We start from the raw sequence: 21,942 nt of genomic DNA on the forward strand, positions 1-21,942 counted from the left end.
CTATCCAAGCATGTAACGTTGAGATCGCCCGCTTCCGTGCAGGGCACTTCTTCGCAAACGGCGGCTCGACGGTCGCGAGCGGCGTGCGCACGAAGGTACGCCGGCTCAATGCCGCCTCATTCCCCCGAACCCGTGCTCACCGCCGACGAACACCGGGCCACGGTGAAAGCCGGTGCCCATCGGAGCACCGACACGACCACGCATGCCCCCGTCGAAGTGGCCGACGTGACCGAAGTGGTCGAAGTGATGGCGATGATGGAAACGGTCGATGAAGACGAAGCTGACGCCCGTGCCGACGAACACCGCCGGCCCCCAGTACCAGGGATCGGCGTACGGATAGGCGGTATCCGGATACCACACGATGCTGCCGTCCGTGCTCTGCATCATCTGCCAGGTGCCGTCGCCTTGCCGGCACGCGCGCCCGACGATCTGCTGTTCCGTGCCGTCGATTTCCGCTTGCATGACGACCGCACGGCAGCGGGCGCCTTCGTCCGGCGAGTCGTCATAGGTTTGCGCAAGCACGCACATGGAGCAGCCGAGACAGACGACGCCCATCCCGACCCGAAACAAGTTGCACATGATCGGCTCCTGCATTGTTGCCCCCGACCACCCGAGCCTTGGCGTCACGGACGACGCGCGGCTTCGTATAGGGTCACCCGACCATTAGACGATGTGGCATGGCCGATTATTCCTGGGGTCGGGATACGCATGCGTGATGCACGAACCGCCGACGATCATGCGCGCGCCGAACGCCGGACGATGCAGTAGACGCCCGCCGCCATCACGCCGAAGACCACATGGGCGACCAGCGTGATCGCGCCGCGCACCGGAACGAACCACGGGAAGATCGCGGTGAACGCGTGCAGGTTGATACCGTAGAGCACCAGTCCGAACGCGCCGCCCGCCACTAGCGCGGCGCCGGGCGACAGGTTGCGCACCATCCTCGCCAGCACGGCCGTATAGGCAAGCGACAACGCGGCATGCACCAGCGTCGCCACGCCCATGATCGTCGGATCGAAGCCCGCGGACGCGCCGAGCACGGCTCGCCCCATCACGAGGGCGGCCGTCAGGCGCGCGTCGCGAAGCAGGTTGTGAAAGGGGTCTTCTCCGGCGATCGGCCAGAGCAGCAGCTCGATGACGGTCGAGCCGACCGCCGCGCCGAACGCTGCCCAGAGAATCGGGACCGGACCGTTCTGTTTCAATGGTGCTCCGCGATGGCCGCGCGCCGTGCGGACTTACAGCGGGCGTTCGCAATCCGTCCAGTATGCGAACGGATCGCGATGCTTCGGGTAGTGCTCGTCGAGCCACTTCAGCAACGTCGCACGCGCGTTGTCCAGATCGGCCTTCGACGACGACGTCGTCAGCTCGTGCACCTCGGCGGATTTTTCCCGGTCCATCACGTAGCAGTTCCAGTCGGGGCCGTCGAGATCCGGATCGTCGGACGCCTTCGACGACTTGCGCCAGCCGACCCCCTTGCGCGCATCGATGTAATAGCGCGGATGCACTTTCAGATACGACAGCTCGCCGCCCTGCAGGCTGCTTTCCGCGCGCAGCACGTCGCGTTCGTCGACGATCTGCGTGACTTCCGGCAGCCGGCGCGAGCGCCAGCCGGCCGGCAGCGTCGCCGTCGCCCGCACGGCGTCGTACGGGCCCCACGCGAGGCCCCACGCTTCGGCCATGCGCTTCATGAACGCATCCGCGCCCGGATAGCCGCGCAACTGGATTCTCGTCGACAACGTGACTTCGACGCGGCCGTCGGCGCCGGTCGGGTCGCCTGCCGCTTCGAACGGGTTGCCCGGGCGCGACGCGCGCTGCTGCGCGTCCGCGGGCGCCATGCCCGAAAACAGCTGGTCGAGCGCCGCACGCGCTTTCGACGACTTGTCTGGTCTATTCATTCCTCATTCCCTCTGCATTCGAACGGTTCAACACGCTCGATTCTCGTTAATCTGTCGGGTCCCGCAATTTTCCGCGGTCGCATTGTCGACGATCCGGTAGCCCGGGTCGAGCGGCGGCGCCGTCCGCGCCGCGTGCGTCGCCTGCGTCGCACATCTCGACGCCCGTGCCGCCTATCCCAGCGCGGCCCGCATCCGCTCCATCAGCGCGAGCACCTCCGGACGATTCTCGCCCTTCGCATGCACGAAGTGATACCTGAGCGGCGACTCGACCTCATGCCGGCTCACGCGGACGAGCGCGCTGCGCTTGAGATACGCATCCGCGAGCGGCGTTCGCGCCAGCGCCACGCCAAGCCCCGCCTCGGCCGCCGCGAGCACGAGGTTGTAGTCCTCGAAACGGCGATCCTGCGCGCGCGGCTTGAACGGTATGCCGAGCGCGTCGAACCAGGTGCGCCAACCGGTCACGTCGGAGTCGTGCAGCAGCGGCATCTCGAGCAGCGCGGCGGCGTCGTTGCGACGGCGCCGCGCGGCCAGCTGCGCGGCGAGCCGCGGATGCGCGACCGGATGGAGCGTCTCCGGCATGAACGCGCTGGTTTCGAGCTGACGCCAGTTGCCGCGCCCGTACCGGATCGACAGATCCGCTTCGCCGGCGGCGATGTCCACATTGCGAAGCTCGATGCCGAGCTCGATGCGCAACGCGGGCGCCTCGCTCTCGAGCGCGTGCTGGCGTTCGAGCAGCCAGAGCTGCGCGAATGCCGGCACCACGCTCATCCTGACCAGTCGCGGCGTACGCGGCGAGCGCCACTGGTCGGCCGCGCCGTCGATGATCGCGAACGCCTGTTCGATCCGGCCGACGAAACGCTGGCCGTCCGGCGTCAGCCGCACGCCGCGCGCATGACGTTCGAACAACGCCATGCCAAGCCAGTTCTCGACGGCCGCCACGCGCCGGCTGATCGCGCCGTGCGTGACGCCGGACGCGTCGGCGGCCGCCAGGAACGAGCCCAGCCGCGCCACCGCACAGACGGTTTCCAGGCTGGCCAGCGGCGGCCGCGGGCCGGGTGCCGGCGCGACCGACGGCAGCGCGTCCGCCGCATGCTGCTGCGTGCGCGCCGGGCCATCGGCCCGGCGTCGCACCGAGCTGTGAGCCATATTCATACCCGCTGGTTGATCTGTGCGCTAGCTTAACATCTCGCGTCGCCACACCATTGCCGCATGAACACGCTTTCCTCCCCCTCGTCGCGCAGCGCGCGACTGCCGCTCGTCGCGGCCGGCGCGGTGGCGTTCACGATCGTCTCGTGGGCCTCCGCCTTCCCGTTCATCCGGATCGGCCTGCACGGGCTGGCCCCGCTGCAACTCGCGGCCGCGCGCTTCGCGACCGCGGCGGTGCTCGCGATCGCATGGCTCGCGTGGCGGCGGCCTCGCATGCCGGCCAGCGGCGACGCGTTGCGCTTTCTCGTCTGCGGCCTGCTCGGCATCGCACTCTACAACGCGCTGCTCAATACCGGCGAGCAGACCGTGTCGGCCGGCGCGGCGAGCTTCATCGTGAACACGCTGCCGATCTTCACGGCGCTGCTGGCCGCGGTGTTTCTGCGCGAACGCTTCAATCGCCGCGGATGGCTCGGCTCGCTGGTCAGCCTGGCCGGCATCGCCGTGATCGCGCACGGCCAGCCGGGCGGCCTCGTGCTTGGCTCCGGCAGCACGCTGATCCTCGGCGCGGCATTGTGTTCGGCCAGCTATTTCGTGCTGCAGCGGCGGCTGATTCCCGTGTACGGCGCGCTGCCCTGCACCGCGTATACGCTGCTGGCCGGTGCGCTGCTGCTCACGCCTTGGTTGCCCGGCGCGCTCGCGTCGCTCGGCGGCGGCGCGTCACTCGACACGGCGCTCGCCGTCCTGGTGCTCGGCATCTTTCCCGCCGCGCTGGGTTACGCGACCTGGACCTTCGCGCTCGGCTACTTCGGCGCGGCGCGCGCCGCCAATTTCCTGTACCTGACACCGGCCGTCGCGACGGTGTTGTCGATGGCGCTGACAGGCGAGCGGCCCGGCATCGAAACGGTGTGCGGCGGCCTGCTGGCGATTGCCGGCGTGATATTCGTGGCCATGCGCGGCCGGACGTAGGCATGCGGCCGCGCGGGACGGCGACGCCGGTCCGGACGAGCCGGCAGCGGGCCGGCCGAGCCGAACGAGCCGGCCCCCGTCATCTGCAAAGCTGGACGTACACGCTGCGCCGAACGGCCCGTCGCCATGCGCCATTCGCGGACGCGGCCGGGCTTGACCGTTAGTTGCAGCAAGCGGATGGCGGCTTCGCCGCGCCACGGCGACGAAACTGTGCAGACAAATCGACCGAACAGTGCCGGATTGATTGCATCGCGCTGTCCATGGTCATCGGGATCGGCCCGGTCGAATAATCGAAGCAATCGACGGCGCAAGACGCTCACACCTGCGCGACGCATCGCGAAACGGCCGCGCCATCGCATCACATTTGCGCAAGGCCGGGCAATTCGCGGAAGCGGGCGCAAGCGCGTTCGGATATATTCATACGAATTGCGTGTCGCCGGACGCAATCGCCCGCTCGCTCGTGCGAGCCCCGGGCGACATGCAAGCCGGGCCCGTCACGGGTCACGGAGATTCGTCCGGCACACCGACCGCCTCACAAGGGCGCGCGGCAAACCGGACGGCACCAGAAATATCAATCAACGGAGATGGCAGATGGAACGAAGCACTGTCGGCATGCGCTGCAAACCCCTGATCACCGTCGCACTGGCGGCCGCCGCATTTGCGGCCGCGTCGGGCGCGATGGCCGACCAGGTCGTGAAGATCGGCAGCGTCGAACCGACGACGGGCGGCATTTCGCACCTCGGCAAGGACAACGAGAACGGTGCGCGCCTCGCGGTGGAAGAAATCAATGCGAAGGGCCTGACGATCGGCGGCCAGAAGATCACGCTGCAGCTCGACGCGCAGGATGACGCGGCCGACCCGCGCCAGGCCACGCAGGTCGCGCAGAAGCTCGTCGACGACAAGGTCGTCGCCGTCATCGGCCACCTGAACTCGGGCACGTCGATCCCGGCGTCGAAGATCTACAGCGACGCGGGCATCGTGCAGATCTCGCCGTCCGCCACGAACCCGACCTACACGCTGCAGGGCTTCAAGACGACCTACCGCGTGGTCGCGACCGACGCGCAGCAAGGTCCGGCACTCGCGAGCTACGCGCAGTCGAAGGGCGTGAAGAGCGTCGCGGTGATCGACGATTCGACGGCGTACGGCCAGGGCCTCGCGAACGAATTCGAGAAGAAGGCGAAGGCGCTCGGCCTGAAGGTGTTGTCGCACGACGCGACCAACGACAAGGCCGTCGACTTCCGCGCGATTCTCACCAAGGTCAAGGGCGAGAACCCGGACGCGATCATGTACGGCGGCATGGACGCCACCGGCGGCCCGCTCGCGAAGCAGGCGAAGCAGCTCGGCCTGCGCGCGAAGATCCTGTCCGGCGACGGCGTGTGCACCGACTCGCTCGCCCAGCTGGCCGGCCCGGCCGCCGACAACGTGCTGTGCTCGCAGGCGGGCGCGGCGCTCGAGAAGATGCCGGGCGGCGCGGCGTTCCTCGCCAAGTACCAGAAGCGCTTCAACCAGGGCATCAAGTTCGATGCGCCGTTCGCGTACGACGCGGTCTACATCGCCGTCGACGCGATGAAGCGCGCGAACTCGACGGACCCGGCGAAGATCCTCGCCGCGATGCCGTCGACGAAATATGAAGGCGTGATCGGCACGACGACGTTCGACGCGAAGGGCGACCTGACGCACGGGATCATCTCGATCTACGGCTACAAGAGTGGCAAGAAGACCTTCCTCGACCAGGTGAAGATGTAACGCCTCGCGACGCCGGCACGACGGGAACGCCACCCGTTTGCGCCGGCGTCGCGCGGGGCCGATTCAAGTTTTGCGGAGATGAGGCGACATGTGTGCAATGGCGTATGCGGAATTTCAACAGGAGTTGAAGAAAGCGCAGTTGACGGCGCGCGAGTTCGCCCGGCTGATCCGGATGAACGAAAGTTCCATCACGAACTATTCGAGCAAGGGCACCGTCCCTTCCCACCTCGCGGTCATCGCGACACTCATCGGCGCGCTCGCCGCGCACGAGATCGATTTCCGGCACGTGATCGGCAAGACGGGCATCGAGCCGAAACGGCCGCGCGGCGTCGGCGCGTTTCCGGTGGCAAAGCCGCGCACGCGAAAGACCGCGAAAGCCGGCTCCTGAGCCGCAGCGGTCGGTAGCGGCATCGCCGGTGCCGCTCGACACCGTCACGCGCGCTGCCGCGCCGCGCTCGCGGCCCGCCCGTCACGCCGCCGCACGCACGTGCTCGAGCAGCGCCTGCAGCGGATGACGTACCTGCCGCGCGGACATGCGCTTCACCTGGCTGCGGCACGAATATCCGGTCGCCAGCGCTTCACCCTCCACTTCCGGCGCATCGACATGCGCGGCCCACGATTGCGCATAGATCGTGCGAGACGTCTGCAGGTTGCGTGCCTCGTGCCCGTAGGTCCCCGACATCCCGCAGCACCCTGCCGCCTGAACCGCCAGGCGCAACCCGCGACGCGCGAACACCTGCGCCCACTGCTTGCCGCTGTCGGGCGCGTTGGTCTTCTCGGTGCAATGCGGCAGCAGCCGGTACGCTGCCGATACGCCGTGCGCGTCCGCCCCGGCCTCCGGCATCGCGTCCAGCAACCACTCCTGCGGCAGCGCGACCTTCGGCACGTCGGCGAGCCCCGTCACCTTCAGGTATTCCTGCCGATATGTGAGCGTCATCGCCGGATCGAGGCCGACGAGCGCGACACCCGAGCGCGCGAGCGCGGCCAGTTGCGTCGCATTGCGAATCGCCGCCTGCCCGAACGCGCGAAGAAAGCCCTGTACGTGCAGCGCCTTGCCGCTCGGCGCGAGCGGCGCGAGCCACACCTGGAAGCCGATACGCGCGGCCAGTTCGATCAGCGTCGCCAGTTGCTCGGTGTCGAAATAACGCGTGAACGTGTCCTGCACGATGACGACGCTGCGTGCGCGCTGCGCATCGCTCAACGCGGCGAGCGCCTGCGGCTCAGCCGGCCGCACCTTCCATTGCCGGATCACGGCCGCGAGGTCGAAGCGGCTCAGGAGCGGACTATCGACCATGCCGACGTGCCGCTCGAGCAGCGTGCGCACCCAGCCGGCGCGCATCAGGCCGTTGTACAGCGCGGGCACGCGCGCCATCCACGGCATCGTGAATTCGAGCGAGCCGATCAGGTAGTCGCGCAGCGGCCGCAGATAGCGCTGGTGATACAGCTCGAGAAAGCGCGAGCGGAACTCGGGCACGTTGACCTTGACCGGGCACTGCCCCGCGCACGACTTGCACGCGAGGCAGCCGGCCATCGCGTCGTACACCTCGTGCGAAAAGTCGGCTTCGCCGTTGCGCGCCGCGCGGCTGTTGCGCCAGCGTTGCGCGAAACCGCGCAGGAACGGCTGTCGCGCACGCGCGGCCGCGACGACGTCGACGCCGGCCTGTCCTTGCAGACGCAACCATTCGCGCATCAGCGACGCGCGCCCCTTCGGCGACTGCACGCGTTCGCGCGTCGCCTTCCACGACGGGCACATCGCGTCGTCCGGATCGAAGTTGTAGCACGCGCCGTTGCCGTTGCAGTGCATCGCCGTGCCGTAGTGCTGCCACACGCGCTCGTCGATCTGCCGGTCGTGATCGCCGCGCGTGGGCACCTCGTCGATCTTCAAGAGCCGCAGCGTGGGCGCCGGCGGCGTCGCGATCTTGCCCGGGTTGAACTGGTTGTGCGGATCGAACGCGGCTTTCAGCTGCTGCAGCGACGGATAGAGTTCGCCGAAGAACGCCGGCGCATATTCGGAGCGCACGCCCTTGCCGTGCTCGCCCCATAGAAGGCCACCATGCCGCTGCGTGAGTTCGGCCACCGCGTCCGACACCGGACGCACCAGCGCGGCCTGCTTCGGGTCCTTCATGTCGAGCGCCGGACGCACGTGCAGCACGCCCGCGTCGACGTGGCCGAACATCCCGTACTGCAGCCCGTGGCCGTCGAGCAGCGCGCGGAATTCGGCGATGTACGCGGCGAGGTTCTCGGGCGGCACCGCGGTGTCCTCGACGAACGGCTGCGGGCGCGCCTCGCCCTGCACGTTGCCGAGCAGGCCGACCGCGCGCTTGCGCATCGCGTACACGCGCTTCACCGCGTCGTCGCCGGTCGCGAGCGTGTGGCCCAGCCGCTCGACGCTCGTGTCGGTGCGCAAATGCTCGACGAACGCACGCACGCGCGCATCGACGTCGCCGGCGTCGTCGCCGCAGAATTCGATCAGGTTGATGCCGAGCGTCGGACGCGCATCGTCCTGCGGGAAATACTCGGCCACGCTGCTCCACACGAAGTCCTTCATCGCGAGCATCAGCACCTTCGAGTCGACCGTCTCGATCGACAACGGCTTGAGTTCGAGCAGCGCGCGCGCATCGCGCAGCGCGTCCATGAAGCCGGCGTAGCGCACGTTGACCAGCACCGAATACTTCGGGATCGGCAGCACGTTCAGCTTCGCCTCGACCACGAAGCCGAGCGAGCCTTCGGCGCCGCACAGCACGCTGTTCAGGTTGAAGCGGCCGTCCGGTTCGCGCAGGTGCGCGAGATCGTAGCCGGTCAGGCAGCGATTGAGCTTCGGAAACTTCGCGTCGATCAGCGCGGCCTTTTCGTCGCTGATGCGGCGCGCGGTGCGATAGACCTTGCCGAGCCGGTCCTGCCGTGCGCAGCGGCGTTCCAGTTCGTCGTCCGCGAGCGCGTCGCTGTGCAGCTGCTCGCCGCCCATCAGCACGAAGTCGAGCGCGAGCACGTGGTCGCGTGTCTTGCCGTACGTGCAGCTGCCCTGCCCGCTCGCGTCGGTGTTGATCATCCCGCCGACCGTCGCGCGGTTCGACGTCGACAGCTCGGGCGCGAAAAACAGGCCATGCGGCTTCAGCGCGGCGTTGAGCTGGTCCTTGACGACGCCCGCCTGCACGCGCACCCAGCGCTCGCCGGCATTGATTTCGAGGATCCGGTTCATGTTGCGCGACAGGTCCACGACCACGCCATCGGTCAGCGACTGCCCGTTGGTGCCCGTGCCGCCGCCGCGCGCCGCCACCGCGACGTCGCGGTGCGCGGGTTCGGCGAGCAGGCGCGCGAGCAGCCGCACGTCGTCCGCATGCGCGGGACAGATCACCGCCTGCGGCAGGCGCTGGTAGATCGAGTTGTCGGTCGCCTGCACGGTCCGGTTCGCATGGTCCGCGCGGATTTCGCCGGCGAATCCGGCCGCCTGGAGGGCGGCGAGAAAGTCGCGGTAACGAGCCTCGGGCGGGCTGGCGGGACGGGGCAACGGAGCGATCGGCATGGGATGAAAGCGCAATGTGGAGGGAGCCGGTGCGCGGCCTCGATCGAAAACATGAGTTTTGAGCAAGATTTCGCGCAGCCCGGAAATCCAGTATCGTGCGAATCAGCGCGAGAAACAAACGAATTCTCCCCCGGCAAAACTTGCATAAAACTCATGAATTACCGTCGACTGACCCCGTCCATGTCGCTGCTGCTGGTGTTCGAGGCCGCCGCGCGCCACGAAAGCTACACGCGCGCGGCCGACGAGCTGTCGCTGAGCCAGAGCGCGATCAGCCGGCAGGTCCAGACGCTCGAGGATCAGCTCGGCGTGCCGCTGTTCCGGCGTGAAGGCCGCTCCGTGAAGCTGACGGAAGTCGGGCGGCGCTACTTCGTCGAGCTGAGCGGCGCGCTCGGGCGCATCCGCGGCGCGACGCTGCAGGCGATGTCGCACCAGGCCGGCGCCGGCACGCTGCGGCTCGCGACCTTGCCGACCTTCGGCTCGAAATGGCTGCTGCCGCACCTGCACGATTTCTATGCCGCGCATCCGGGCGTGACCGTGCACCTGCATTCGCGGATCGGCGGCATCGACTTCCATACCGACGATCTCGACGCGGCCATCACCGTCGGCGCGGGCGACTGGCCCGGCCTGCACGCGCACCGGCTGTACAACGAGTTCCTGATCGCGATCGCGAGCCCCGAGTCAGTCGGGCGCCGCAAGGCCGGCCCGCGCGCGCCGGCATGGGCGGCCGGGCAGACGCTGCTAGGCGTGACGAGCAATCAGCACGCGTGGGCCGAATGGTTCTCGCATTTCGGGCTCGATCATCGCGAGATGCGCATCGGTCCCAGTTTCGAGCTGACGTCGCACCTGATCCAGGCCGTGCGGGCGGGAATGGGGATCGGCCTCGTGCCGAAGGTGCTGGTGGAAGACGAGCTGAGCCGCAACGAGCTCGTGTCGATCGGCGACGCGATCACCAGCCAGCGCAGCTACTACCTCGTGTATCCGCCGGAAAACGACACGCTGCCGTCGCTGGTTGCGTTTCGGGAATGGCTGCTGAAATCGTGCTGACCCGCAGGCAGCCGCGCGGCGCGCTCACGCGCGCCATTCATCGAGAATCTGTTCGGCGAGGTAGTCGCACAGCGGGCGCGCCGATTGCGCGCTGCGCGCGAGCACGACCTCGACCGCGTCGAGCGGCGGCAGCCCTTCGTTCTGCGACAACCGGACGAGATGCGCGGGAATGCTGCAGCGCGCGAGCGGCGCGATCGCGAGGCCGGCCTCGACCATGCTGAGCAAGCCGAGGAAGCTCGGGCTTTCGTATGACATCCGGAACGGAATCTTCTGCCGGTTCAGCGCCTTGAGCGCGTGATCGCGCGCCATGCTGCCGTGCGTGAAGAGCGCGACCGGCAGCGGCCGCTCTTCCCATACGTTCCGTTTCGCCGAGCCGGTCCACACGATCGGCTCGCGCCGCACCAGCTCGCCGGTCACGCCCTTGATGCGCGTGAGGCAGGCAAGATCGATGGTGTTGTCCTTCAGCATCGGCACCAGCGCGCTGCTCGGCTGGCCGATCACGCGCACTTCGACGCGCGGATGCATCGCGGCGAACTTGCCGAGCACCTGCGGCAGCAGCGACGAGATGTAGTCGTCCGGCACGCCGATCGTCACGCGCCCGCGGATCTCCGGCCGCACGACCGACGCCCACGCCTCGTCGCGCAGCGCCAGCATCCGGCGGCCGTATTCGGCGAGCATGCGGCCGTCGTCGGTGGCCGTGACGTTGCGCGTGTCGCGGATGAACAGCGGCTTGCCGAGTGCATCCTCCAGCGCCTTGATCTGCATGCTCACCGCCGACGGCGACCGGTGCACCGCCTGCGCGCCCTGCGCGAACGAGCCGGACTCCGCCACGGCCACCACCATCGCCAGCACATCGAGATCGAGCTTTTTCATGTCATTCAGAAAATCTGATCAATCGATTCAGTTTATCCCGTTTTACTGTCCTCCTCCAACGCCGGACAATGGACGTCATCGACATTCATCGCGGGAAGCTGTAACCATGCATACCTCCGGCTCGCTCTACGGATTCCTGGTCATCGGCGGCATGCTTGCGATCACGCCGGGGCCGAACATGGTCTACGTGATGTCGCGCTCGATCGCGCAAGGGCGCACCGCCGGGCTGATTTCACTGGCCGGCGTGACGGTGGGCTATCTGTTCTACATGTTCGGCGCCGCGTTCGGGATCACGACGCTGTTCCTGAGCGTGCCGTACGCGGGCACCGTGCTCGGCGTGGTGGGCGCCGCGTATCTGCTCTACCTCGCGTGGCAGGCCGTCCGGCCCGGCGGCCGTTCGCCGTTCGAAGTGAAGACGCTGCCGAACGAGCAGCCGCTGCGGCTGCTCGCGATGGGCGCGACGACCAGCGTGCTGAATCCGAAGCTCGCGATGCTGTTCGTGTCGCTGCTGCCGCAGTTCATCGATTACCGGCAAGGCAGCGTGTTCGGCCAGTCGCTCTTTCTCGGTTCATTGCTGATCGCGGCGTTCGTGTCGGCGAACGGACTGGTCGCGATCGGCTCGAGCGGCATCGCGAAGTTCCTGCACGGGCGGCCGGCGCTGCTGCTCGCGCAACGCTGGGCGATGGGCGCGGTGCTCGGCGGCCTCGGCGTGCAGATGCTCGTCGAGGCGTCGAGCATGGCGGGTGCGGCGTGACGGCCGCGATGCACGTACCGATGTACATCGCGCCGCCGCGCATTCACTTCGTCAGCAATTCGGCCTCCAGGTCGCGCAGCCGCTCCGGAAACCGCACGCGCAGCACCACGAACCACGCGAGCCCGACCGCCAGCAACGCGACGAACACGTAAGGCAGCCATGCATAGACGCCGTCCGGCACCGGATACACGCTGCCGGCGAGCGGAATCGCGAGCAGCACGACCGCGATAACGCTGATCGCGACGTGCCGCGCGCGAAGCCTGCGTTGCCGACGCAGATAGAGCGGCGCGCCGATCGCGACCAGCACGTAGGCGAGCAGCCAGCCGTAGGTGGCGATCGAGCTGAGATAGCCGTACGAATCCAGCAGCGCCGTGCCGCGTGCGGTCAGCACCAGCGCCGTCGCCAGCGCGAGCACCGCGATCAGCGCGACCGCGACGTGCGGCGTCGCGTTCGTCTCGTGCGCGCGCCCGGTCGACGCATGCAGCACGCCCTGCCGTCCGAACGTATAGACGATGCGTGCCGCCGCGTTGATCGACGAGAAGAATGCCGCGAAGAAGCTGAGCGCCACCCCCGCGTCGATCAGCACCCCGACCCACCCGGCGCCCAGCCGATGCGCGAGCACCGCGAGCGGCCCGTCGACGCGATCGAGCGGCGGCGTCTGCCCGTGGAACGCGCCGACCATCCCGTACGCGCCGACCACGAACAGCAGCGCCGGCCCGACCACGCTGATCAGCACCGCACGCGGAATCGCGCGGAACGGGTCGCGCGCCTCGGCGCCGAGCACGGTCGCGCTCTCGAACCCGGTGAAGCTGAAGAACGCCAGCACCATCCCGAGCTGCAGCTGCGTCGGCTTCACGCCTTCGAGCGTGAGCTGCGCGCGATCGACGGGATGACCGCCGAATGCGATCGTTCCGATCACGACGGCGGCGATCAGCAGCAGCGTCGCGAGCTCGACGAACAGCGTGAAGCGCGTGGACAGCCGGATGTCGCGAAACGCGATGTACCACGCGGCAAACGCGGTGACGACCGTGAGGCCGAGCACCGTGCCGAGCGGCGTCGCGGCGCCGAGCAGCCCCGTTTCGCGGCCGAGCACGAGAAACGTGTTGATCGTGCCCTGCAGGATGCCCGCCGCGGCCACCGCATAGGCGATCAGCAGCGACCAGCCGCAGATGGCGCCCCAGGTCGGCCCGATGCCGGCCGACACGTATGCATACAGCGCGCCCGGCGACGCCGAATCGCGCGCGAACACCGAGATGCTCCACGACGAGAACAGCAGCGCGACGATCGCGAACAGGTACGCGAGCCAGGTGCCGTTGCCGGCCGTCGCGAACACCGCGGGAATCAGCACGCCGATCCCGCCCGACACGCCGACGAGGCCGATCGACTGCGCGATCAGCTCGGGCAGGCTCAGGTAATTGCGCCGCAGGCCGCCTGCCTGCGGCGCGGCGCCCGGCGCGGGCAGCGCCTGCGCGGGTGTGGCTGGATGACTCATCGATTCACCTTGTCATGATTGAGGCGGCGCGGCGTGTGCCGCGTCCGTGGCATGGCCTCGACGCGGGCCGCTGCGTGCGCCCGTACGAAAATGCGCGCCGCGGCGCGCATCGGAACGACGTCGCGGCGACGACGCCGGCGCGGGTTCGTCAGTTCCACGAATGGCGCGCGGGCTTCACGCCGTTGAGGTAGTAGTTGCCGACCGCGTGGTATTTCCAGCGCACGGGATCGTGCAGCGTATGCACGCGCGCGTTGCGCCAGTGGCGGTCGAAGTTGTATTTCGCGAGCGTCGACTTGCTGCCGCCCAGTTCGAACAGCTTGCTCGCCGCGAGCAGCGATACCTCGGTCGTCGCGATCTTCGCCTCGCCGACGGCGATCGCGGCCTGCGCGACCGTGTCCTCGTCAGGCTCGCGCTTCGCGACGTCGACGAAGCGCCCCGCGCGCGCGAGCAGCGCTTCGGCCGCATGCACGCGGTACGCGATGTCGCCGATCTGCGCGATCGTCAGCGGGTCCTCGCTCGCGCGTTCGACGCCGCTGTCGATCCAGGGCCGCGCATGCTGCTGCACGAATGCGATCGTGTCCTGCAGCGCGACGCGCGCGATGCCGAGATCGATCGCGGCCGTCGTGATCTGCGCGAACGGGCCCGCGAAGGTCGGGCGATCGTACGAACGCTGCGTGTGGAAGATCTCGAACGCGCTCACGCGCACGTTCTCGGCGATCACCGTGCCGCTCGCGGTGGTGCGCTGGCCGAAGCCGCTCCAGTCGTCGACCACGGTAAGCCCCGGCGCGCCCTGCCGCACGAATGCAAGTACCGCCTGGTCCGCCTCGTCGAGGGCCAGCACCGGAATCCAGTGCGCGAACAGCGTACCGGTCGAGTAGAACTTGCGGCCGTTCAGCACGAATCCGTCGCCGTCGCGGCGCACGCGGGTCCGGATGTCGAGCACGTTCTTGCCGCCCGCTTCCGAAAACGCGTTGCCGTAGCGCGCGCCCTTCAGCACGAGATCGAAGAAGAAGCGCTTTTGCGCATCGTTGCCTTCGAGACGAATATCCTCGATCAGGCAGTAGTGATTCTGCGGAATCTGCCCGATCGACGGGTCCGCCTGCGAGACGATCGCAATCACTTCCGCGAGCGTGACGTTCGACACTTCCGCGCCGCCGTATTCGCGCGGCACGGTGATCCCCCACAGTCCGCTCGACGAGAACAGCTCGATTTCGTCGTACGGCAGCTTCCGTTCGCGATCGCGCAGCGCCGCATGTTCGGCGAGTCGCGCCGCGACCTGATGCGCGACGTCGAGCGCTTCGGCATCGGAGCCGATGACGGGAACGGGCGCAGCGTCTGCTTGCGGCCGTGTGTTTTCTTCGATGATTTCCGTGGACATGGAATTTCCGGCAAAAAACTGCATGGATCGACGGTGCCGCGCAGGCATCCGTCGACCGCCTGTTTCGATAGGGAAAGCGTCAGGCGCCTCACCTGCGATGCTCATCGCAGGCTGTCCGTTCGCTCGCCCCGTGCGCGGCCTGCCTCAGCGCCTCACTTCAGCGCGCAGGCGCCGCGCATCACGCGGCAACCGCCTGCCGCTGCGCTTCCAGTTCGCGCACGAGCGGCAGCACGCGCTTGCCGAAGTACTCGACTTCCTCGATGAAATGCAGGAACCCGGCGAGCACGAGATCGACGCCGATCGCCTTCAGCGCGACGATCCGCTCGGCGATCTGCTGCGGCGTGCCGATCAGGTTCGTGCGGAAGCCGTCGTTGTACTGCACGAGATCCTCGAACGTGGATTTCGCCCAGTTGCCCTCGCCTTCCGGCGACGCCTTGCCGGCCTCCTTCACCGCATCGCCGAACGCATTCACCGCCTCGACATGCGCGTGCCGGATGATGTCGTCGAGCACGGCCTTCGCCTCTTCCTCGGTATCGCGCGCGATGATGAACGCGTTGACGCCGATCCGCACGCGATGGTTGTTCGCAGCGGCCTTCGCGCGGATGTCGTCGATCTGCGCCTTCAGGTTCTCCGGCGTATTGCCGTTCGTGAAGTACCAGTCCGACACGCTCGCCGCGTTGTCGCGCGCCGCGCGCGAGCTGCCGCCCTGGAAGATCTCCGGGTGCGGTTTCTGCACGGGCTTCGGGCTCAGCGTGTAGTCGTTGAAGCGGTAGAAGTCGCCCTTGAACGTGAAATTGTCCTGCGTCCAGATGCCCTTCAGTGCCTGGATGAATTCCTTCGAGCGCCGATAGCGTTCGTCGTGCTCGAGCCACGGCTCGCCGATCGCGGTGAACTCGCCCTTGAACCAGCCGCTCACCACGTTGATCGCAATGCGCCCGTTCGAGATGTGGTCGATCGTGGCTAGCTGCTTCGCGACCACGGCCGGATGCCACGGCCCCGGCAGGATCGCCGCGAGCACCTTGAGCTTCGTCGTCGCGTGCAGCAGCGCCTGGCTGAACGACACCGACTCGTGCTGGTATTCGGCGCCGTAGCCGGCCGTGAAGCGGATCTGGCTCAACGCGTAGTCGAAGCCGGCTGCTTCGGCCGTGCGAGCGAGTTTCTGGTTGTATTCGAGGCTCCAGTCGGTACGCTGCTCGATCGTGCTGACGACGAGGCCGCCGCTGACGTTCGGCACCCAGTATGCGAATTTGACGCCGTCGGCCGAAGATTCGTGAATGCTCATGAGAAGTCCTGATCCAATGGAAAACGAGAGACGGGCTACGCGGCCGCGGCGGCAAGCGCGCGCGGACGCAATTGCGGCACCGCACGCTCGACCGCGAGCGCGATGCGTGCGCGCAGTGCGGGGTTCGCGATCTCGTAGCGGTCGAAATCGCTTTCGGCCGCATACACGCCGATCGGCAGCGTGCGCGCCTGGAAGAAGCTGAAGAGTGGCCGCAGCTGATGGTCGATCACGAGCGCATGCCGCTCGCTGCCGCCGGTGGCCGCGAGCAGCACCGGCACATCAACCAGCGACTCGTGATGCACGAGGTCGAACAGGTGCTTGAAGAGACCGGTGTACGACGCGCGATACACGGGGCTCGCGACGACGAGCGCATCGGCCGTCTCGATCGCGCGGATCAGCGCGTCGAGATCGGGCGGTACCTGCGCGCGCTTCAGCGCGCCGGCCAGCCGGCTGCCGATTTCGCCGAGTTCGATCGACCGTGCGTCGATCGGCACGGCATCGCCGAGCGCGCTGACGATCGCGTTCGTCAGCGCCAGCGTGCGTGACGGCCGCTGCAGGCCGCCCGAGATGGCGACGACGTTGAGGGTATTGCTCATGCCATGCGTTCCCGTTGTCGAGCTGCGCGTTGCCGCGCCGATACCGTGTCGGGTTCGCAAGGAGCGTGCCATTGTCGACGCAGGCGCGATCGCGTCGATCCTCTGCATGACGAAATATCGTTCGAGCGCCCGCCTGGCATGGCTTCCGCAGCCATATGACCGATCGTGGCAAGCGCTCCGGAAATCACGTCACATCGATATTCCGCACGGCGATGAACCCGCGGAAACAGCCGTGCTGATGCGCTGCTGCTCAATCAGCAGTGTCGCGCGCTCCAGCCGTCCGATTGCGACGCGCCGCGCGCATCGCGTCGAGCGCGATACCGTCGAATCCGCTGTCGCGGCTGCACGTTCTCGCGCCGTTGCATCCTGCGCAGCAATCCCGCTTTCGTTATCAGAAATCGATGTTTCCCGTGCGGCGCAAAACACTGAACACTCTGCTGACCGGGCAGCAACCGGACCGCGGCGCCCGCCGGCGCGGGTCCGGCCCGTTCGATCGACTTACGCCTTCATCGCCATGACTTCACTGTTTGCCACGCCGCGTCCGGTCAATCTTCGTGTCGTCACCGCGCAGCCGGACGAATCGCATAGCGCGCCCGCTCCCGCCCGTCCGGCGCACCACGCACCGGCCCGCCCACGCGCGCACGTCTTCGTCGATCCGCGTTCGCTCGCGCTACTCGAGCGCGTGCGGTGCGTCGCGCCGAGCGACGCGAACGTGCTGATCGTCGGCGAAACCGGCACCGGCAAGGAGCTGATCGCGCGCCACGTGCACGACGTCAGCCATCGCGGCGGCGGGCCGTTCGTCGCCGTGAATTGCGGCGCGCTCTCCGACACGCTCGTCGACAGCGAACTGTTCGGTCACGAGAAAGGTGCATTCACGGGCGCGGCCGGCACGAAGCCGGGCTGGTTCGAGGCCGCGAACGGCGGCACGCTGTTTCTCGACGAAATCGGCGACCTGCCGCTATCGATGCAGGTCAAGCTGCTGCGTGTATTGCAGGAACGCGAGGTCGTGCGGCTCGGCTCGCGCACAGGCATCCCGATCGACGTGCGCGTGGTGGCCGCGACCAACGTCGACCTGCAGCAGGCGGTGGCGGACGGACGGTTTCGCGGCGACCTGTTCTACCGGCTCAACGTCGTGCGGCTCGACGTGCCATCGCTGCGCGAACGGCCCGGCGACATCCTGCCGCTCGCGCGCCACTTCTTCGACGCATACCGCGGCCGCCTCGGCCACGGGCCGCGCAGCATCGATCCGCGCGCGGCACGCCGCCTCGAAGCGCATTCGTGGCCCGGCAATATCCGCGAACTGGAGAACGTGATGCATCACGCGCTGCTGGTGAGCCGTCACGATGCACTGCAGGACACCGACCTGAACCTGGCATCGTCGTGCGTGCCGGTCACGGCCGCGGGGGAAGCGGCGAGCCGGGTGACTGCCCGGGAAGCGCTCGAGCTGGCGCTGTGCGCGCTGTTCGACGAGGCGCACGAGAACCTGTTCGAGTATATCGAGGACACCGTGATGCGGGTCGCGTTCGACTTCAGTCACCGCAACCAGATCCAGGCTGCGCGCCTGCTCAGCATCAGCCGCAATGTGCTGCGTGCGCGCTTGATTCGCGCGAAAGCGATCGCGGCAGCCAAGTAGGCGCGATCGCGCGGCGCTGCGCGTCAGCTGTTGCGGGTGACGGCCGCGTCGGCGCGTCGCGCATCGTCGACGGCGTGGCTCGGCGAAGGCGATGCGGCGCGCGTTCCCGCAGCGGCGAGCCGCGCGTCGTCCGGTCGCGCGCCGCGCGGTGCGCCGCTATTTCCCGACGCCGCCCGTCACACCGCCGAGCAACGACGTCACGGGCGCGAGCGGATTCGCCGCGGCACCGGCGCCGCCCGCGCCACTACCGACCACGCCAGTGACCGTCGACACGAGATTGGTCACCGGAGCAAGCGGACTCGCCGCGCCGCCGAGCGCACCGGTCAGCGACCCGAGCGGCGTCGAGCCGGCCCCCGACAGCAAGCCGCCGAGCGGGCCGGACGCGCTCGAACCGCCCGGCGCGCCGTTCGACGGACCGTTCTGCACGGTGGTGATGGAAGCGCCCGCGAGACTCACGATCAGGCCGGGAATCGGCGCGACGCCGTTCGGGCCGTTGGCGTTCACGAGTCCACCTGCGTTCGTGACGGTATTGCCGAGCGCGCCGACGACTTCGCCCACCGCCCCGACCGCCGGTTGCGACGAAACGGAGCCCATCCGCGACCCGGTCGTCGCCAGCACGCCGCCGACCTGCCCGAGCAGGCCGGCCACCGGCTGCCCGAGGCCCGTGGTCGCGCCGATCTGCTGCGTCGCCTGGCCGGCCGTGATGACGAGCGGCGTGACGGCCGAGCTGAGCGGCTGCGTGACCTGTTGCACGGCGCCCGACGCCAGCGTCGCGCCGACCGTCTTGCCCGCCGTGCCGAGGCCGCCGGCCACGGTGTCGAGCGCCGCGCCGACGGGGGCGGTCACCGGCGCGAGCGGCGCCAGCGGCCCCGAGCCGAGCGCGCGGACGGTCTGCGCGAGGCCCGCGACCGGATTCGCCGTTGCGCCGACCACGTCGCCGAGGCCGGCAACCGTCGTGCCGACCGGGTCGGACGTCGAGCCGATCCTGCCGAGCCCGTCGCTGAGCGCATTGGTCGCGGCGCGCGAAATCGTGCTGACGCTCGAGATCGTGTCGCCTGCGCTGCGCGTCACGGCGTTGCCGAGTACCGGCAACGACGCCGCGCTGACGGTCGAGCCGACGCCGACCGCGAGCGCGCCGGCGGTACTCACGACGCCGCGCGTGCCCGGGGCGCCGCTGGTGCCCCAGCCTCCGTCCGACGTGTTGCTGCCGGGCGCGTCGCCGGCGATGGTTGCGCCACTGGTGCTCGCGGCGGCGCTCGACGGCGCGGCGACGTCGTTGCCGCCGCAGGCGGCCAGCACGCCGGCGGCGGCGAGCAACGCCGCGGACGTGACAATGCGGGTGCGATACATGGTGGTCTCCTCGCGGTCCGGGCGATTGAAGGTTCGATTGAGGACCGGAGGAAGAAACAGCATTTTTCATGCCATTGGTGCGAGCGCACGGGCATTCCCGCCGCCGTGCCGGCGCCCGCGGGCCTGGGCAAGCGCCTGCCCGCGATCATCGATGCGTTTCATGCCCATGAGCGGCGCTGGTATCGTTACATTCGTGCTACGAATGCTTCGATGTTACGTAACGCTAAGCGCGGCGCATTGCATTCGGCGCGCGCCGCCTGCCATTCACCGCCTACCATCCACAGTACGCAGCCCCGGCGGCACCGCACGCGTGCCGCCGGGCTGCGCCCCATCGTCAGGAAACCGTCGCCATGAAAAAGCTCGTGAACCACCCGTCCGACGTCGTGCGCGAAATGCTCGAAGGCATCGCGCGGCAGTCGCCGCATGTCGCGATCCTCGGCGACGAGCAGGTGCTCGTCCGCCAGCCGCTGCCCGAGCCGTCGCGGCGCCCCGTCGCGATCCTGTCCGGCGGCGGCAGCGGTCACGAGCCCGCGCACGGCGGCTACGTCGGCGAAGGGATGCTGAGCGCGGCCGTTTGCGGCGAAGTGTTCACGTCGCCGCCGACCGATGCCGTGCTCGCCGCGATCCGCGCGAGCGCCGGCCCGAACGGCGCGTTGCTCATCGTGAAGAACTACACAGGCGACCGCCTCAATTTCGGGCTGGCCGCCGAACTCGCGCGCGCCGACGGCATTCCGGTGGAGACGGTGATCGTCGCCGACGACGTGTCGCTGCGCGGCCGCGTCGAGCGCGGGCAGCGGCGCGGCATCGCCGGCACCGTGCTGATCCACAAGCTGGCGGGCGCGGCCGCCGCGCGCGGGCTGCCGCTTGTCCGCGTCGCGGCGATCGCACGCGACGCGGCCGCCGACCTCGGCACGATGGGCGTCGCGCTCGACGGCTGCACGATCCCCGGCGCCGACAAGTCGGGGTTCAGCCTCGCCGAACACGAGATCGAGCTCGGCCTCGGCATCCATGGCGAGAAAGGCGTCGAACGCACCGCGCCGATGCCGGCCGACGCGCTCGTCGAGACGCTGCTGTCGAGCATCGTCACCGACCTCGTGCTCGATCGCGGCGAACGCGTCGCATTGTTCGTCAACGGTCTCGGCGCGACCCCGGACATGGAACTGGCGATCGTGCTGCGCGCCGCGTACGACAACCTGAGCCGGCGCGGTATCAGCGTCGCGCGCGCATGGGCCGGCACGTTCCTGTCCGCGCTGGACATGCCCGGCTGCTCGATCTCGCTGCTGCGCTTGAACGACGAGCGGATCGCCCTGCTCGACGCGCCGACGCAGGCGCGCGCATGGCCCGGCGGCGGCGCCGTCAACGCGCAGATTCGCGTGGCCGCGGCCGCCGCGCACGACGAGCCGCTGCCGCCGCTCGATGCAGCCGGTCGCGCATGGGCCGCCCGGCTGCAGCCTGCGCTGCGTGCGGTCGCGCAGGCGTTGATCGACCACGAGGCGACCCTGACGGAACTCGACACGGCCGCCGGCGACGGCGATCTCGGCGCGAGCATGCGGCGCGCCGCGCAGGCGATCCTCGCGTTGCCTGACGCCGCGCACGGCACGCCGGCCGGCACGCTCGCGGCGCTCGGCGCCGCATTGCGCCGCGCGATCGCCGGCAGTTCGGGACCGTTCTACGCGACCGCGCTGCTGCGCGCGTCGCGGCGCCTCGCCGCGGCGGCCGATACCGCCGAGCCGTCGGCACGCGACTGGGCCGCGGCGTTGCGCAGCGCAGCCGATGCAATCGCCGAACTGGGCGGCGCACGCGCCGGCGACCGGACGATGCTCGACGCGCTGCTGCCCGCCGCCGATGCGTTCGACCACGTACTCGACCATGACCGCGACCCCACGAGCGCATGGGCGGCCGCCGTGGACGCCGCGGAACGCGGCGCGCAGCAGACGGCCGGCATGACACCGCGTGCGGGACGGGCGAGCTATCTCGGCGAACGCGCGATCGGCACGCCGGACGGCGGCGCCGTGGCGGTCGCGTACTGGCTGCGCGCGTTGCTGCCGTACGTGCGGTAGGCGGGGATCCGGGCGACGCGCCGGCCTCGCGCGCCGGCGTTCGCCGGGCGCGATCTCCCGGTCGGACCAGACGGCGCGATCCGGTCGATCCATCGGGTTGCCGCGCGGCATCACGGCGCACCGCGCGCTTGCGACCTTACAGGTTGACCCGCTCTCGGCCGGACGCCCGAATTGCGCATTGCGGGTCGGCGCCCCGGCGTGCGG

General features: G+C 68.9%; 18 protein-coding genes. 7 read left to right on the plus strand and 11 right to left on the minus strand.

Features of this window, described 5'->3' with window-relative positions:
• Positions 1 to 105: 105 nt before the first annotated feature.
• The 4 genes from U4012_RS33185 to U4012_RS33200 form a co-directional block, all read right to left on the minus strand.
• On the minus strand, positions 106 to 579 hold the full coding sequence (locus tag U4012_RS33185) for a hypothetical protein (protein ID WP_044848656.1): 474 nt from the start codon (positions 577 to 579) through the stop codon (positions 106 to 108).
• 155 nt (positions 580 to 734) lie between these two features.
• Positions 735 to 1,202 carry a sodium:proline symporter gene (locus U4012_RS33190; RefSeq protein ID WP_321803937.1) on the minus strand — a complete coding sequence of 156 codons (468 nt, stop codon included), beginning with the start codon at positions 1,200 to 1,202 and terminating at the stop codon, positions 735 to 737.
• Between the two features lie 33 nt (positions 1,203 to 1,235).
• Positions 1,236 to 1,895 (minus strand): hypothetical protein, encoded by a 660-nt coding sequence (locus tag U4012_RS33195; protein ID WP_044848640.1) that lies wholly within the window; start codon positions 1,893 to 1,895, stop codon positions 1,236 to 1,238.
• A gap of 171 nt (positions 1,896 to 2,066) precedes the next feature.
• Positions 2,067 to 3,047, minus strand: coding sequence for a LysR substrate-binding domain-containing protein (locus U4012_RS33200; protein WP_124530034.1), 981 nt, complete (start codon positions 3,045 to 3,047; stop codon positions 2,067 to 2,069).
• 57 nt (positions 3,048 to 3,104) lie between these two features.
• Here U4012_RS33200 and U4012_RS33205 point away from each other — a divergent pair, with 57 nt between their 5' ends.
• The 3 genes from U4012_RS33205 (at position 3,105) to U4012_RS33215 (ending at position 6,141) form a co-directional block, all read left to right on the plus strand.
• The gene (locus tag U4012_RS33205) at positions 3,105 to 4,007 is read left to right on the plus strand and encodes a DMT family transporter (RefSeq protein WP_321803941.1); all 903 of its coding nucleotides are present in this window, start codon (positions 3,105 to 3,107) and stop codon (positions 4,005 to 4,007) included.
• Between the two features lie 591 nt (positions 4,008 to 4,598).
• Positions 4,599 to 5,753: a branched-chain amino acid ABC transporter substrate-binding protein gene (locus U4012_RS33210; RefSeq protein ID WP_124523117.1), complete on the plus strand. Its 1,155-nt coding sequence runs from the start codon at positions 4,599 to 4,601 to the stop codon at positions 5,751 to 5,753.
• Positions 5,754 to 5,841: 88 nt separating this feature from the next.
• Complete coding sequence (locus U4012_RS33215) at positions 5,842 to 6,141, plus strand: XRE family transcriptional regulator (protein WP_321803944.1); 300 nt, start codon at positions 5,842 to 5,844, stop codon at positions 6,139 to 6,141.
• 81 nt (positions 6,142 to 6,222) lie between these two features.
• Here U4012_RS33215 and U4012_RS33220 read toward each other — a convergent pair whose 3' ends face one another.
• On the minus strand, positions 6,223 to 9,276 hold the full coding sequence (locus U4012_RS33220; RefSeq protein WP_321803946.1) for an FAD-binding and (Fe-S)-binding domain-containing protein: 3,054 nt from the start codon (positions 9,274 to 9,276) through the stop codon (positions 6,223 to 6,225).
• Positions 9,277 to 9,429: 153 nt separating this feature from the next.
• On the opposite strand from U4012_RS33220, the gene U4012_RS33225 reads away from it, so the two are divergent.
• Positions 9,430 to 10,320, plus strand: a complete 891-nt coding sequence (locus tag U4012_RS33225) for a LysR substrate-binding domain-containing protein (RefSeq protein ID WP_321803948.1) — start codon at positions 9,430 to 9,432, stop codon at positions 10,318 to 10,320.
• 24 nt (positions 10,321 to 10,344) lie between these two features.
• On the opposite strand, the gene U4012_RS33230 is transcribed toward U4012_RS33225, so the two are convergent.
• Positions 10,345 to 11,193 (minus strand): LysR substrate-binding domain-containing protein, encoded by an 849-nt coding sequence (locus U4012_RS33230; protein ID WP_124489318.1) that lies wholly within the window; start codon positions 11,191 to 11,193, stop codon positions 10,345 to 10,347.
• 106 nt (positions 11,194 to 11,299) lie between these two features.
• Between U4012_RS33230 and U4012_RS33235 the strand changes: the two genes are divergently transcribed.
• A complete protein-coding gene (locus tag U4012_RS33235; RefSeq protein ID WP_321803951.1) occupies positions 11,300 to 11,947 on the plus strand; it encodes a LysE family translocator in 648 nt (215 codons plus the stop codon).
• A 43-nt stretch (positions 11,948 to 11,990) separates the two neighbouring features.
• Here U4012_RS33235 and U4012_RS33240 read toward each other — a convergent pair whose 3' ends face one another.
• The 4 genes from U4012_RS33240 to msuE all read right to left on the minus strand — a co-directional run bounded on the left by U4012_RS33240 (position 11,991) and on the right by msuE (position 16,695).
• Positions 11,991 to 13,439, minus strand: coding sequence for an APC family permease (locus U4012_RS33240; protein ID WP_321803953.1), 1,449 nt, complete (start codon positions 13,437 to 13,439; stop codon positions 11,991 to 11,993).
• Between the two features lie 148 nt (positions 13,440 to 13,587).
• Complete coding sequence (locus U4012_RS33245) at positions 13,588 to 14,817, minus strand: SfnB family sulfur acquisition oxidoreductase (RefSeq protein ID WP_321803955.1); 1,230 nt, start codon at positions 14,815 to 14,817, stop codon at positions 13,588 to 13,590.
• 178 nt (positions 14,818 to 14,995) lie between these two features.
• Positions 14,996 to 16,099: a dimethylsulfone monooxygenase SfnG gene (sfnG, locus tag U4012_RS33250; RefSeq protein WP_321803957.1), complete on the minus strand. Its 1,104-nt coding sequence runs from the start codon at positions 16,097 to 16,099 to the stop codon at positions 14,996 to 14,998.
• A 35-nt stretch (positions 16,100 to 16,134) separates the two neighbouring features.
• Positions 16,135 to 16,695: an FMN reductase gene (gene msuE, locus U4012_RS33255; protein WP_124523108.1), complete on the minus strand. Its 561-nt coding sequence runs from the start codon at positions 16,693 to 16,695 to the stop codon at positions 16,135 to 16,137.
• A gap of 514 nt (positions 16,696 to 17,209) precedes the next feature.
• On the opposite strand from msuE, the gene U4012_RS33260 reads away from it, so the two are divergent.
• The gene (locus tag U4012_RS33260) at positions 17,210 to 18,328 is read left to right on the plus strand and encodes a sigma-54 interaction domain-containing protein (protein ID WP_321803961.1); all 1,119 of its coding nucleotides are present in this window, start codon (positions 17,210 to 17,212) and stop codon (positions 18,326 to 18,328) included.
• 156 nt (positions 18,329 to 18,484) lie between these two features.
• Here the strand turns inward: U4012_RS33260 and U4012_RS33265 are convergent, their stop codons facing one another.
• Positions 18,485 to 19,678 carry a collagen-like triple helix repeat-containing protein gene (locus tag U4012_RS33265; protein WP_321803963.1) on the minus strand — a complete coding sequence of 398 codons (1,194 nt, stop codon included), beginning with the start codon at positions 19,676 to 19,678 and terminating at the stop codon, positions 18,485 to 18,487.
• Positions 19,679 to 20,028: 350 nt separating this feature from the next.
• Here U4012_RS33265 and U4012_RS33270 point away from each other — a divergent pair, with 350 nt between their 5' ends.
• On the plus strand, positions 20,029 to 21,738 hold the full coding sequence (locus U4012_RS33270) for a dihydroxyacetone kinase family protein (protein ID WP_321803965.1): 1,710 nt from the start codon (positions 20,029 to 20,031) through the stop codon (positions 21,736 to 21,738).
• The last annotated feature ends 204 nt before the right edge of the window (positions 21,739 to 21,942 follow it).

Source organism: Burkholderia sp. BCC1988 (genome assembly GCF_905339895.1).
GTDB lineage: Bacteria > Pseudomonadota > Gammaproteobacteria > Burkholderiales > Burkholderiaceae > Burkholderia.

What these genes read in the sequence shown, in the direction of transcription:
- U4012_RS33185 (WP_044848656.1), bottom strand. Translation starts at nt 579, where the DNA reads ATGTGCAACTTGTTTCGGGTCGGGATGGGCGTCGTCTGTCTCGGCTGC.
- U4012_RS33195 (WP_044848640.1), bottom strand. Translation starts at nt 1,895, where the DNA reads ATGAATAGACCAGACAAGTCGTCGAAAGCGCGTGCGGCGCTCGACCAG.
- U4012_RS33200 (WP_124530034.1), bottom strand. Translation starts at nt 3,047, where the DNA reads ATGAATATGGCTCACAGCTCGGTGCGACGCCGGGCCGATGGCCCGGCG.
- U4012_RS33205 (WP_321803941.1), top strand. Translation starts at nt 3,105, where the DNA reads ATGAACACGCTTTCCTCCCCCTCGTCGCGCAGCGCGCGACTGCCGCTC.
- U4012_RS33210 (WP_124523117.1), top strand. Translation starts at nt 4,599, where the DNA reads ATGGAACGAAGCACTGTCGGCATGCGCTGCAAACCCCTGATCACCGTC.
- U4012_RS33215 (WP_321803944.1), top strand. Translation starts at nt 5,842, where the DNA reads ATGTGTGCAATGGCGTATGCGGAATTTCAACAGGAGTTGAAGAAAGCG.
- U4012_RS33220 (WP_321803946.1), bottom strand. Translation starts at nt 9,276, where the DNA reads ATGCCGATCGCTCCGTTGCCCCGTCCCGCCAGCCCGCCCGAGGCTCGT.
- U4012_RS33225 (WP_321803948.1), top strand. Translation starts at nt 9,430, where the DNA reads ATGAATTACCGTCGACTGACCCCGTCCATGTCGCTGCTGCTGGTGTTC.
- U4012_RS33230 (WP_124489318.1), bottom strand. Translation starts at nt 11,193, where the DNA reads ATGAAAAAGCTCGATCTCGATGTGCTGGCGATGGTGGTGGCCGTGGCG.
- U4012_RS33235 (WP_321803951.1), top strand. Translation starts at nt 11,300, where the DNA reads ATGCATACCTCCGGCTCGCTCTACGGATTCCTGGTCATCGGCGGCATG.
- U4012_RS33240 (WP_321803953.1), bottom strand. Translation starts at nt 13,439, where the DNA reads ATGAGTCATCCAGCCACACCCGCGCAGGCGCTGCCCGCGCCGGGCGCC.
- U4012_RS33245 (WP_321803955.1), bottom strand. Translation starts at nt 14,817, where the DNA reads ATGTCCACGGAAATCATCGAAGAAAACACACGGCCGCAAGCAGACGCT.
- sfnG (WP_321803957.1), bottom strand. Translation starts at nt 16,099, where the DNA reads ATGAGCATTCACGAATCTTCGGCCGACGGCGTCAAATTCGCATACTGG.
- msuE (WP_124523108.1), bottom strand. Translation starts at nt 16,695, where the DNA reads ATGAGCAATACCCTCAACGTCGTCGCCATCTCGGGCGGCCTGCAGCGG.
- U4012_RS33260 (WP_321803961.1), top strand. Translation starts at nt 17,210, where the DNA reads ATGACTTCACTGTTTGCCACGCCGCGTCCGGTCAATCTTCGTGTCGTC.
- U4012_RS33265 (WP_321803963.1), bottom strand. Translation starts at nt 19,678, where the DNA reads ATGTATCGCACCCGCATTGTCACGTCCGCGGCGTTGCTCGCCGCCGCC.
- U4012_RS33270 (WP_321803965.1), top strand. Translation starts at nt 20,029, where the DNA reads ATGAAAAAGCTCGTGAACCACCCGTCCGACGTCGTGCGCGAAATGCTC.